Consider the following 12926-nt stretch of genomic DNA (forward strand, 5'->3'; position numbering starts at 1 on the left):
TGTTGTTCAATGTTGATTCAAATTTTATCGATTTTCGAAACGCGACAAAGCGCATCATCCTTGGCGCTTCATTGTGGGATCGCCCACACATTCAGCGTATCTAATATTCAGAATGTCGATCCGCGGCGGAACGCGAAAACGCACAGGCAGCATTGATTGACCGGTTCCCGATGTGACGAAAACATCGCCGCCCTCAAACTCGCGATAGCCATATCTCGCAACCCGGCAGGCAAACGTGATCCCGCATGTAAGAACCGGCAGATTGACCTGCCCTCCATGGGTATGTCCGGCGATCAGAAGGTCCGGCCGGTGCGCTATGGGAATGACGTCCATGGTTTCCGGATTGTGAGTCAGCAAAAGGCGCGGTTTCACAGCGGCCGCGTTCAAAAGATCGAGCTTCTGTTTACGCGCCCATAAATCCGAAATGCCGACCAACTCAATATCGAAACCGGCGCCGGAGATGCCTCCTACGCTATCGTCCATCATTGAAACGCCAAGCCGTTGAAGGCTGTCTCGCAGCGGCGCAGCCACATCAGGTCCGGGAAGTCCATGATCATGATTTCCCAGCACTGCGTAAACAGGCGCCTCAATACCGGCGAGCGCCGAAAATGTTTCGTCGAATTCCTCCGGCGGCACATAGGAAACAAAGTCGCCGGCGATGAAAACAAGGTCAGGATTTGCGGCGTTAACCTCTGCTGCAATACGATCGACCGGCGCCGCATAGCGATATGGGCTTATGTGAAGGTCTGAAAAGACGGCGATCCGCACCGCGCCAGCTTTCGAAAAGCATCCTTTAAGGGCGATGTCGTGCTCCGCGGTGACGAGCAGCCGCGGCTCGATAAAGCGTCCATAGGCGATCAATGTCAGGGCGGTGAAAATCGAAGCCGCGCCGAAGCGCAGGGCCCCACGGGTCTTCACCATCATCCACAGCAGCAAAATCGCCGCCGGAAAATAGAGAAAGCTCAGATAGGGTATCGAGATCCGGGCGAGTTCGAAGATCGTGTGCATGGACATGCGCCGCTGCGTATCAAGCCTCTGCGGCGGCGGTGTGACGGTTTAAAGCATAAAACGAGGCGGCCTCACCATTTTCGCTTCTTGCGCGCCTGTTCCACTTCTTCCCACACCCGGAGCGCGTTGGCGCCCAGAATTTTTTCGATCGCCGTCTCGTCATAGTCCCGGGCGAGCAGGCCATCGATCAGCACCGGATAGGAGGACACGTCTTTCAGATCCACGGGGAGCGAGTCGCCGACGCCGTCATAGTCGGTGCCGAGCCCCACATGATCGATCCCGGCGAGCTCCACCGCACGGTCGATGTGATCGAGCACCTGATCCAACGTCGCGAAAGGATAAGGATGGGTTTCGCGCCATGCAGCGTTAAAGGCTGACGCCTCTTCCTCGGTCATCGCGCGGCCGAGTTTACCTTCTTCCGCCTTGCGGGCGGCGTCGCGCGGCGTGTTGTAGATATTGGCCGGTTCGTTCAAAAACGCCGATCCGTAATTTATCATCACGATACCGCCGTTCTGGCCGATCTTTTTGACGAGATCGTCGGACAGGTTGCGCTCCCAGTCCGGCGTGAAATGGCGAAGGGAAGAGTGCGAAGCGATCACCGGCGCGCGGGTCGTCGCCAGAACGTCCTCGATCGCCGCATCCGATAAATGGCTGACATCGACCATGATCCCAAGATCGTTCATGGCGCGCACGAGCTCGAAACCGAAGGGCGAAAGCCCATCCCAACGCTTGTTTTCATCATAGGAGGAATCCGAAATGTGATTGGATTTCGAATGCGCCAGCGTCACATAGCGCACGCCGCGGTCGTAAAAATGTTTGAGGTTCTGGAGGTCGCCTTCGATCGGCGAGCCGTTCTCCATGCCGAGCGGCATGGCGATTTTGCCTTCCGCGAAAATCCGGCGCACGTCCTTGGGGCTGTAGGCGATTTCGTACTTATCGGGATACTGCGCCGCGACGCCTTCCATGAGGCCGATGAGAATATCCGCCCGCGCCTTGGCGCCGCCCTTCTCCTCATAATCCGCTGCGACATAGATGGACATGAAAGGCGCGTCGAGCCCGCCGGCCTTGGCCCGGTCATAATCAAAGTCGACCGTCTTCGTTCCCGTGGCGATATCTGCGCCCGCTTCGGCCACAGTCGAAGGGGCGTCCACATGGCCGTCGACGATGACATATTTATGCGCGATTTCCACGGCCCGTTCGGACGGCGCGGCCAAAGCGGCGGGCGAGGCCCCGAATACGCATGCGGCGGCAAGGAAAACCGGGAGAGCTTTCATGGGAAGGCCTTTCAGGATGCAGAGGCGCGAGAACAGCGCCGCGGGAATGGTCTGTCCTGATTTGGACAGGATGCGCCCGCCAAATCAACGCCTTCCCGCACTCGCGAAGGTCTCTGTGGAAAACTTAGTGTAAATGTTGCCGGGGCGGCAGGGCCATTGGCCGAAACCGCCCCGGCAGGGAGAGATGGCGCCGGGACAAGACGCTTCTGGGGGAGATAGAAAGCGCCCCAACCCGAAAACCGACGGCCAAGATATGCGTGTTGCAGAGCAAAAAATGTCATCAAGGCGACAAACTGGAAAATAGGCCCGGTGAATAATCCGTTAGGATATTATGCCGCCACCCTCTTTCATGGCGAACGACGCCGATCATTCGCGTTAAAATTGTGCGCCCTTCCCTCGGCACGCCGAACCCGGATGCGCCCGCCGCAGGGTCCACTTATTCTGTATAAAGATTATTTTACGGTATTTCCTTGCGCCCAATAGCGAATGGCGGTTCCCTTTCTTTCGGTTGAACCAGACAAAAATCTGTTACTGCTGCGGGGCCGGGAGCAAAAAGGAAAGACAATGAGAAAACTTTCGCACTTCGACCGCCGAACCTTCATGGCGGCGACTGCAGCGGCGGCTTCTACGACCTCCCTCCCCGCCATGGCGAAACTCAAAGGGCCGCCGAATTTTCTCTTTATCATGGCGGATGATCTCGGCTGGGCGGACGTAGGCTGCTATGGCCGTGACGACATTTCGACGCCCAATATCGACAAGCTTGCGCGACAGGGCATGCGTTTCACCGACGCGTACGCAAACTCCTCCGTCTGTTCGCCGACGCGACTCGGCCTTATCACAGGTCGCTATCAGTACCGTCTGCCTTTGGGCTTTGAAGAACCGCTCGGCCTTCACAGCGATAAAAAACTGCCGGAAGATACGGCGACGATGCCGGAACTGCTCGCCGCCGTCGGCTATCAAACGTCTCTGGTGGGCAAATGGCATCTCGGCACAGTCGACGGCTCAGGACCGTTGCAGCATGGCTATCAGTCGTTCTGGGGCATTCGTTCCGGCGGCGTCGATTATTTCCGGCACAGTTTCATCTGGGGCGAGGATGAAACACGCGACCTCTGGGATGGCGATACTCCCATCGAAGAGACCGGCTATCTGACGGACCTTCTCGGCGCCCGGGCGAGCGAGGAAATTCTGCGTATGAGCGCCAATGAAGCGCCGTTTCTCTTAAGCCTACATTTCACCGCGCCCCACTGGCCCTGGGAGGCGCCGGAAGATCTTGAAGCGGCGCAAAAGGCGCGCAGCAGCCTCGATTTCGAGGGCGGTTCCATGGAGATCTATCGCAGCATGGTGGAAAGCCTCGACGCCGCTGTGGGCGCCGTTCTCAAAACCCTCCAAAAATCCGGCCGCGCCGACAATACGATCGTAGTGTTCACCTCCGACAATGGCGGCGAACGCTTTTCCAAAAACTGGCCCTTTAATGGCATCAAGGGAGAACTCCTCGAAGGCGGCATCCGCACGCCGTTGATCGTGCGCTGGCCGGACCGGATAAAAAAAGCCAGCGAAACGGCGCAGACGGCGATAAGCATGGACTGGCTGCCCACCATGCTGGATGCGGCGGGCGTCGAGTATGATCCTTCCGGCTTTGACGGCGTTAGCCTGCTGCCGGTGTTGACCGGCGGCGAAGCGTTTCAGCGCAAGCTTTTCTGGCGTCAACAGGCGCATGACCAGAAAGCCATGCGTGAAGGCCCATGGAAATATCTTTCCATCGGCGGAAACGACTATCTCTTTAATATCGAGGACGACCCCATGGAGCGGGCGAACAAGAAAACCATCGAGACGAATCGCTTCGCGCGCATGCAGGGCGAATGGGCCACATGGAACGAGACCATGCTCGCCTATCCGGAAGATAATTTAAGCTGGACCAATAAATTCGGCGGCCACATGGCCGACCGCTATTAGCGCGAGAAATCACGGAACCGGCCGCGCTCTCGGTCGCTTTCTCCTGCGCCGCTTTCACTGGCCCGCCGGCGCCCCCTCCTCTAGAGTTATGAACAACAAGGCGAACCTGTTGCGCCGCATAAAATTTCCAGGGAGCGGGCCGAGTGGATCAGACGCAGAAAGTTGATCTCAAAAACGACGACTGGCCGTCGCCGGGACGCGCCTATTGGGGCCTGACGGTACTCACCATCGCGCTGATGGTCGCGACACTCGACCGGTCCATCATCTCGCTTCTTGTCGAACCCATCAAAGCCGATCTCAATCTTTCCGACACGCAATTCTCTTTGCTCACCGGATTCGCTTTCGTTTTCTTCTACGCGTTTCTCGGGCTACCCATCGCGCGCCTTGCGGATGTCAAAAGCCGCCGCGTCATCATCGGGATCGGCATCGCGTTCTGGAGCTTCGCCACGATGCTCTGCGGCCTCGCCCAGAATTTCTGGCAGCTCTTCTGGGCGCGGGTCGGCGTTGGCGCAGGCGAGTCGTCTTTTGCGCCCGCGACATATTCCATCATCACCGACAGCTTCCCGCCGGAAAAACTGCCCCGCGCCTTCGCCATCAATTCGCTCGGCTTTATCGCCGGGGCCGGGATTTCAAATCTCGCCGGCGGCGCCATCATCGCCGCCGTCACCGCCATCGGCGTCATCACTGTGCCGCTGTTTGGCGACATCAAACCCTGGCAGATGACGTTTATTCTTGTAGGACTTCCCGGATTTCTCGTCGCCGCGATGATGGCGACAGTCGAAGAGCCCAAACGCAAGGGCCAATTAAAGCAGACCGACGGCAAGGCGAAAGCTTTGCCAATCAAGGAAATCTTCGGTTATCTCAGCCAGGAACGGCGCACCTATGCGCCGATGTTCATGTCGCTCGCGGTGAAAGTGCTGTTGAGCTACGGTGCGGTTCTGTGGTTGCCGGCCCTCTTCATTCGCACCCATGGCTGGACAGCACCGCAGATCGCCTTCACGCTCGGCATTCTGTCGCTCATCACCGCGCCTATCGGATTGTGGCTCGGCAGTTTCATTTCCGAACGCTGGGCGAAGGCCGGGCGCAACGACGCCTATATGCGGCTCGTGCTGTACGCCTCCATTGGCCTCATGCCCTTCGCCATCGCCTATCCGCTGGTCGATAACGCCTGGCTCGCCATTGTGCTTTACGGGATCAACACTTTCATCGCCTCCATCGGCATCGCCCCCGGCAATGCGGCGCTGCAGGTGGTGACGCCGGCGGAAATGCGCGGACAGGTGCGCGCGCTCTATCAATTCGTGTTCAATGTGGTCGGCTACGCCGCCGGACCGCTGATCGTCGCGCTCTTCACCGATTACCTCTTCGGCGCCGAGGACCAGCTCCGTTACTCCATGGCCCTGCTCGCTTTTATTCTGGCGCCCGCGGCCTGCGTCGTCACCTGGATCGGCGTCAAACCCTATGGCGAAAGCTATGGCCGCGCCATGGCGCGTTATGCAGCGAAGCCGTAAGCGTTAATCGTCGCGCTCGCGTGCGGCGATAACGGCGCGCCCATAAGGCTTCAGCGCTTTCCAGCTTAAGAAAAGGCCAATGGGCCCGAGGATGGCGGCGGCGACGGCCATGGACGTGCCGAGCATCGCCTCGTTCCTGAAAACATTGTCGGTCATCAGCGCCACAATGAGCGGCCCGGCGCCGTATCCCATGACATTGAAGATGGCGATGTAGAGCGCGGAGACAGTGCCGCGCATGCGGCCGGGCGTAATCACCTGCATGGCGGCGTTGGCGGGTCCGGCGCCGAGAGAACCGAGAAACAAAAGCGCGCCGTAAAGCGTGAACGCCATCCATGCCGCCGGCGCCAATGGATAAATGATCGCGAGCGGCACGAGTGCAATCGACACCCATAAAACGATGCGCATATTGGCGTCGTTATGACCTTTCTCGGCGAGCCATGTCGCCGCCTGTCCGCCGATAATCAAACCAAGCGGCGCCACAATGAGACCGATGGCGCCGAGGATCGGGCCCGGCTCGCCCGGCGCATAGCCGAAACTGCGTTCGAAAAAGGCGGGCGACCACACGGCGTTGCCGAAACTCAGCATCGACTTGACGCCCGCCGCGATGAACATGGGAAAATAAGCGGCGCCCCACAGCCCCAGGAATCCGAGCACCTTGCCGAAAGATGGCGTCTCGGCGCCAGTCCCTGCGTCTTTGCGCGGCGGTTCGGGCACCGTCAGCACCATGAGGAGCGCCCATAATATCCCCGGCAGGCCGACAATGACGAAGGTCATCTGCCACGGTTTCAGCGTGCCGACGATGGGAAAGGTCTGCGGGCCGAGCGCGGTCAGCCAGACGATGAGATAGCCGCCCACGAGCAGCGCCATGCCAGACCCCATGACCATGCCGATATTGATGATGGAGATGGGCCGCGCGAGTTTTTCGCGCGGGAACATGTCGGCCGTCATGGAATAGGTCGCGGGGCCGTTGCAGCTTTCGCCGATGCCGACACCCATGCGCGCAATCGCGAGCTGCCAGAAATTCTGCGCCAGCCCGCAGGCCGCCGTCATCAAAGACCAGAAGGCGATCCCGGCGCCGATGATCCATTTGCGCGGGCCCCGGTCCACAAGCCGCGAAATCGGAATGCCAACGCTGATGTAGAAAAGCACGAACATGAAGCCGACAAGGATCGAAATCTGCGTGTCGGAGAGATTGAGGTCCGCCTTGATCGGCGTGATGAGCAATGTCAGCAATTGCCGGTCGAGAAAATTGAACATCAGCGCGATGGTGAAGATGAAGATCGCCCACCATGCGCGAAATGGACTAATCGGCGGCTTCGCCGTTGTTGAAGGTGTTGACGGCGCCGGCGCCGAGATGTCTGTCATGGTCTCAGGCGCCTTCCTGTTTCATCGCGGCGGTTGCCCCGGTTATAGCGCCAACAGGCGTCTGGCTTTCTATCGGCGCGAGGCCGTCTATGGGCGCGAGATTCTTGTCGTAGCGATAGTTGCCGAGGAACCAGTAGAGGAAGAAGGTAATCGCCATTAGGATCGCCATGACGACAAAGACCGGTTCGTACTTTCCATATTTATCGAAATACATGCCCACAAGAAGCGGCGAGACGCCCATGCAGAAGGCCTGGAACGGCGCCTGTATGCCGATCAGAGTCGCAAAAGATTTAAGGCCGAAGAACCGCAGCTGAAAGACCGTCCCCATGGGCCGTTTGGCGCCGCCCGCAAGGCCGATCATGGTCGTCGCCGCAAGCAGGAAGACGAAACCCGCCGCACCGCCGGACAGGAAAAGATAGAGCATCAACCCTGCGGCGGTCATAGCGCTGAAGGGCGCCGCCACTTTCGCCGTGTCGAACTTGTCGAGCAGGAAGCCGCCCGCCACCGTACCCGCCGCCATCGCAAGCTGGGCAATGGAGAACATCCAGACTGCCGTATCGACGGTGATGCCGCGCGACACAAGGTAAGGCACGAGATGCGGCTGCAGGCCGATGGCCGGCGCTAGCGCAATGAAACTGGCGATCAGAATGAACCAGAAATCGCGAGTCTTCAGCGCCTGCGCCGGAGTCATGCCCGGCGGCTCTGCCGGCATGCCGCCGCGCGCTGCATCCTGTTTCGCCGCTTCCGGTTCTTTCAGCCAGATCAGCAGGACAGGAATGACGGACAAAATAATGAGGCCAAGCCCGACAAACATGCCGCGCCATCCGAAATCATCGATAAAAAACTGAATAAGCTTAGGTGCAAAGGCGCCCGCAATGCTCGATTCGACGCCGAAGATGGCGAGCGCCTTGCCGCGGTGTTTGTTGAACAGCGCGCCTATGACTTTGGAATAACCGATCGCTGTGGTTCCCGCGAAACCGAGAACGGCGAAACCCACATAAAATTGCCAGAGCGAGCCATCCTGTCGCGACAGCGCCATGGTGATGAGGCCGACAACGAAAGTGCCGCCGATAATCATCCGCCTGACGCCGATCTTGTCGACGAGTCGGCCTAGGAACGGCGCGGATATTGAGCCGACCAGCATCATCGCCGTGAGGCCGCCGGAAAATTGCGTGCGCGTCCAGCCGAACTCTTCCGTCATGGGAAGCGTCAATAGCCCGATCGCCATGAAGGGCAGGATCGATGAACCGAACAGCGTGCCCAAGAGGATCGCGAAAGCGATCTTCATTTTCCTGATCGAAAAATCGGATTCTTCTTCCGGCGCCGCTGAGTGCGCATCCGTCGTCATAGCTTCCTCCCTAGCGGTTCAACGCGCCGTTTGCCGGCGTCTGTTTTTTCCAGACTTCCACGATTCCCTTGCCGCCATCGACGCGCACGCGGTCGCCTGTTTCGATGATGGAAAAGGGATCGATCTCAAAATCAGTGACGGTCGGCGCATGGGTGACGACCGCGCCGAGCGCGGCCTTCGCCGTCATGTCAACGAACAGCATCGCCGCCGGCGCCGTGCCTGCGAGCCGCGCGAAATGGAAAATCGCCGACCAGCCGGACGAGCCTTTGGCGCCCTTAAAGAGCAACACCTTGCCGGCGAAGCTTTGCCCCACGAGTTCGTGGCGGGTTTCGATGATCTCGCCCTTCATGGGGTTAACCCCGCCCCAGCCGGAAATGGTCTCGCGGGTGACAAGCGCTTCCGCCTCTGCGACGCCGGGCACGATGCCGCGCCCGCGGATGACAATTGGTGCAGAGAGTTCCGCCGCGCTCATGAGAGCTCTCCCCGCCATTTGCCGGTAAGCGCCGCGTTGATGCAGTCTTCGGTCGTGCCGAACCAGGCTTCGATGCCGAGAAACGCTGGCAGGTAATGGGTCTGTTTGGCGCTGTCGAGCGCAACGACTTTCGTACCCTTCGGCACGCTCTGCGCAATCGCCGAACAGGTGTCGGTCATCACAAGGCCGCCCGCCTTTTTGATGATGTCGACATAGCCTTTCGCCTGCGCTTCGGTCCGCACATAGCGCGAGGTGAAGATCCAGAGCGCCGTCCCATCGTTCAGTTTCTTGCCGTCGAGGAGGCGCGCCGCTTCCTCGATCTGGTCGATGGCGGCGTGGGGGCAGCCGAGCATAACGTAATCCACATCCGTCGAACGCCCGCGAATGTTCAGATTTTCATAAGTCTTGCGCCGCTCTTCCGCGCCGTAACGGATGCGGCTCTTGATCTGGTTCCCGCCGAAGGCTTTCTCGCGCACCGGCGCTTCGGGGGTGACGCCCACCAGATGATACATCTCGACGCCGCCCGACGACGCCGCCGCCGCGCCGAAATGTTTGAGTTCGATCAGGCCCGCATTGGAGATGGCGCCGTCGATGACGGGAATCTCTTCCTGCACGATCGCGCCGATATAATAACCGAGCATCCCCCATTCGAAGATATTGTTCACGGGAACATCGACCTCGACCAGATGATTGCCGAGACGAAATTCATCCCGGTGAAACCCCCAATCGGGAATGCGATGGGTGATCATCGCAGCGCTGGTGGATTCGCGACCTTCCGTATTGGTGCGCGCGCCGAGCACAGAATTGCAATAGACGACCGCCGAGCTTTCCATCCAGGCGCAGTGCTCGCCGAATTTCGGTTCATTGCCGGCGAGATAGGGCGTGCAGGTTTTGAGATTCCTGATATTAAGCGCCGCCGTCGCCCTCTCATCGCTCTGCGCATTGGCGAAGGCTTCCTGCGAATAGCCCTGTTCCCGCCACAGCTCCGGATCCATGCCGCCCTGCAGATGACAGGCGTTGCCCGTCATCGCGGGAATGTCGAAGACTTCGTCAGCGTCGAGATCGAACTTACAGAAGACAGCGCGATAATCGCCGCCATCCTCTTTGTATTGGTCTTTCAGCCATTGATGCGCCGAGCCCGGCACGCCAGCGACATTGTTCGTTTCCACGAAACGCGTCGCGCCCAACGCATTGGCGTACCGAATGAGGAGGTCCATGGCCTTCTCGGCGGCCTTGCCGCGCGCGCCCGACGCCATCGCCTCTTCTTCAGGCGTTAGCCGCAGCATGGGCGCCTCCTTCTTGTTCGCCCGTCGCGCGGACAAGTGACGCAATGCCGAGAACGCAAAGCGCAAGGACAACAGGGCCGATCATCATGAACAAAAACACCTGAATGACCGGCAGGCCGCTCGACAGAAACACGCCCCCGAGAACGGGACCCAGCACGCCGCCGAGCTTCGCCACTGAGGACGCCCATCCGCCGCCATTGGCGCGGATCGCCGTCGGGTAATAAATCCCCGCAATGCTCAAAATGCCGTAATGCCCGCCGGAGATGAGCGCCACGACAAGCACGTTCAAAAACAGGAACAGCGGCGTCGGCATCGTGACGAGGCCCATGACCAAAAGCACTGGCAGACTGGCGATGGGAAAGACGGCGATAGCGCGCGGGCCGATACGGTCGGTGAACCGCATCAGCGACATCCCCGCGATGGCGCCTGCAAGCGCGGCGGCGGACTGGACCCAGGCGGCTGTCTTTCTCGGCACGTCGAGATTTTCGAGAATGATCGGTCCCCAGCTCGCATGCAGAAAGACGGTGAGCGTTGACATGGCGAAGCCGAGCCAGATCAGCGGCGTTATGAAAGCGAGCCGTCCCTCAAAAAGCTGGCTCACGCGGAAGGACTTTTTGACCTCCGGCTCGTCCGTCAGAACGAAGTCCGACGCCGCGCTGACGTTGGCGGAAGGCTCGAGCTTGTTGAGAATCGAGGCGATCTCATCGCCGCCACGCTTTTTAGCCACAAGGAAGCGGATGGACTCCGGCAGATTGAAAAACAGGCCCGCCGCGCAGGCGAGGGTCGCGGCGCCGGCGAAGAAATAGACGCCCTGCCAGCCGAAACCCGGCGCGATCCAGTTGGTGATCGGCCCCGCCATGGTCGTGCCGACGGAATAGCCAACCATGATCAGCGTCACGACCGTCGCGCGCAGGCGTTTGGGCGCATACTCAATGTTCAGCGCCCAGGCGAGCGGCAACATGCCGCCAAGCGCAAGCCCGTCCAAGAAACGAAGCGCGAGAAGCTGCTCATAGTTTTGCGCAAAACCTGTCGCAAAGGTCAGAACGCCAAATGCAAAAGCGGCGGCGATGATGGATATGCGCCGTCCGATCAGGTCGCCGAGATAAGCGAAACCGAAGGCGCCGAGCATGGTGCCCAGAAGGCCCGCGCTGAAAACATTACCGAGCGCCGTCCGGTCGAGCGCCATGCCTTCCGCGATATAAGGCGCCGTATAGGCGATCATCATCATATCGAGGCCGTCGCAGAAGGTGATGAGCCACGAGAGAACGATAAGCCGGATGTTGAACGCCGTCAGCTTGCGCCCGTCCATGAACGCCGAAACATCGAAGATATTGGACGGAGCCGATTGCATAGCCTAGTCCTCGATATTGTGACGGATGCGTTGTTTCAGGGCGCCGATATCGATCTGATGAACACTCCCCGACCCCGCAAGATCGAGCGCATGGGCTGCTGCCGCGCCCATGGCGATACAGGGGCCCATAACGCGCACGGAAGACAGCGCGGCAGAGTCAGCGTCTATGCAGCGCCCCACCGCGCAGAGATTATCCGCGCCCGCCACTGTAATCGATCCCAGCGGCACGGTGTGAATGTGGTCCTCGTCGAACACCTCCCACACATAGCCTTCGCGATTGTGGTGCTGTTCCAGCGGCCATGAACAGCGAGCGATGGCGTCGTCGAATTTTTTACCGGCGCGCACCTCGTCGACCGTCAGATGATGCGTACCGACGATCCAGCGGGTCTGGCGTATGCCCGGCAGGCCGTAGGCGCGGATTTTCGCCTTGCCGAACGCTTCCGGAAATTCGTTACGCAGAAACACCAGCGTTCGGTCTGCCTGATCCTTGCCGTCGATCTGTTTTTCCGCCGCCTCAAAGGGATCGAGCGGCGTTTCGATATGCGTCATGTTGACGATGGCGACGTCACGGTCCGGATAGCGCAAAGCGAAGCCGTCACGGCGCATCATGCCGTAATCGCCGCCCTTATCGCGAATGCGTGCGCCCATCTCCTCCCAGCCGGGACGTTTCGCATCGTCGAAATTTTCGATGACCAGCATTTGTGAGCCATAGACCTGCCCGTTCTTGTGCATGCGGCAGTCGAAGCCAGCCTCCCATGTGATCGCTGCATCGCCGGTCGCATCGATAAACGCATCGGCCCTGACGCGCACATCGCCATGGCGCGTCGCGGCGTCGATGGACGTTACGCGCCGCCCGTCGCGATTGACGCGGCGGATGATGGCGCCGGTAAGCGGCGTCACTCCGGCTTCAAGGATCTTTCTTTCGACCCAGCGGCCGAGCGCCACCTCGTCATACATGGCGACTTTCATGACGCCGCCGCCGACCACTTTGAGATCGCCGGACGCGCCAAGCTCTTCGATGAGCTCGTCGGCGACGCCATGGGTCAGCTGGCGGCCGTTGTCTCCCGGCGTATAGAGACCGCAGAACATGCCGATGATGGAGTTCACCGCCTGTCCGCCCAGCGAAGGAAGGCCGTCGATCAGGATGACCTCGCGTCCCGCCCGCGCCGCCTCGATCGCGGCTGACATGCCCGAGGCGCCCGATCCCACAACGCAGATGTCGCAGCCGCGCTCTATCACCTCCGGGCGCGAGGATCGCGAGACGATCTTGGTTTCCGGATCGAATGGCCGGTCGAGCGCCATGCGCGAGTCCCTTTCCATAAAGCGCCGGATATGAGCCGCGCTCTACAACAAGCGCCGCA

The 12926-nt window shown here is 59.9% G+C and carries 10 protein-coding genes; 2 read left to right on the top strand and 8 right to left on the bottom strand.

Annotated features, from left to right (window positions below; translation table 11 throughout):
- Positions 1-54: 54 nt before the first annotated feature.
- Both ACQY5P_RS08230 and ACQY5P_RS08235 read right to left on the bottom strand, forming a co-directional pair.
- Positions 55-1014 carry a metallophosphoesterase gene (locus tag ACQY5P_RS08230; protein WP_428410259.1) on the bottom strand — a complete coding sequence of 320 codons (960 nt, stop codon included), beginning with the start codon at positions 1012-1014 and terminating at the stop codon, positions 55-57.
- A gap of 65 nt (positions 1015-1079) precedes the next feature.
- Positions 1080-2282, bottom strand: a complete 1203-nt coding sequence (locus tag ACQY5P_RS08235) for a dipeptidase (protein WP_428410260.1) — start codon at positions 2280-2282, stop codon at positions 1080-1082.
- A 564-nt stretch (positions 2283-2846) separates the two neighbouring features.
- Between ACQY5P_RS08235 and ACQY5P_RS08240 the strand changes: the two genes are divergently transcribed.
- Both ACQY5P_RS08240 and ACQY5P_RS08245 read left to right on the top strand, forming a co-directional pair.
- Positions 2847-4235 (top strand): sulfatase-like hydrolase/transferase, encoded by a 1389-nt coding sequence (locus tag ACQY5P_RS08240; protein WP_428410261.1) that lies wholly within the window; start codon positions 2847-2849, stop codon positions 4233-4235.
- 143 nt (positions 4236-4378) lie between these two features.
- The gene (locus ACQY5P_RS08245; RefSeq protein WP_428410262.1) at positions 4379-5743 is read left to right on the top strand and encodes a spinster family MFS transporter; all 1365 of its coding nucleotides are present in this window, start codon (positions 4379-4381) and stop codon (positions 5741-5743) included.
- Between the two features lie 3 nt (positions 5744-5746).
- On the opposite strand, the gene ACQY5P_RS08250 is transcribed toward ACQY5P_RS08245, so the two are convergent.
- Genes ACQY5P_RS08250 through ACQY5P_RS08275 form a run of 6 tightly spaced genes read right to left on the bottom strand, consistent with a single transcriptional unit; the run spans position 5747 to position 12867 of the window.
- The gene (locus ACQY5P_RS08250; protein ID WP_428410263.1) at positions 5747-7108 is read right to left on the bottom strand and encodes a spinster family MFS transporter; all 1362 of its coding nucleotides are present in this window, start codon (positions 7106-7108) and stop codon (positions 5747-5749) included.
- 4 nt (positions 7109-7112) lie between these two features.
- Positions 7113-8456: an MFS transporter gene (locus ACQY5P_RS08255; protein WP_428410264.1), complete on the bottom strand. Its 1344-nt coding sequence runs from the start codon at positions 8454-8456 to the stop codon at positions 7113-7115.
- Between the two features lie 10 nt (positions 8457-8466).
- Entirely contained in the window at positions 8467-8928 is a 462-nt protein-coding gene (locus ACQY5P_RS08260) for an aconitase X swivel domain-containing protein (protein ID WP_428410265.1), read from the bottom strand.
- Positions 8925-10211, bottom strand: coding sequence for an aconitase X (locus ACQY5P_RS08265; protein ID WP_428410640.1), 1287 nt, complete (start codon positions 10209-10211; stop codon positions 8925-8927). The genes ACQY5P_RS08260 and ACQY5P_RS08265 overlap by 4 nt, the downstream gene beginning before the upstream one ends.
- Positions 10195-11565, bottom strand: a complete 1371-nt coding sequence (locus ACQY5P_RS08270) for an MFS transporter (RefSeq protein ID WP_428410266.1) — start codon at positions 11563-11565, stop codon at positions 10195-10197. Before ACQY5P_RS08270 ends, ACQY5P_RS08265 begins: the two co-directional genes overlap by 17 nt.
- 3 nt (positions 11566-11568) lie before the next feature.
- Positions 11569-12867, bottom strand: a complete 1299-nt coding sequence (locus ACQY5P_RS08275) for an FAD-dependent oxidoreductase (protein ID WP_428410267.1) — start codon at positions 12865-12867, stop codon at positions 11569-11571.
- Positions 12868-12926 lie beyond the last annotated feature (59 nt).

The sequence above is a fragment of the Hyphococcus sp. genome, from assembly GCF_965267305.1.
In the GTDB taxonomy this organism is placed as follows: Bacteria; Pseudomonadota; Alphaproteobacteria; order Caulobacterales; family Parvularculaceae; genus Hyphococcus.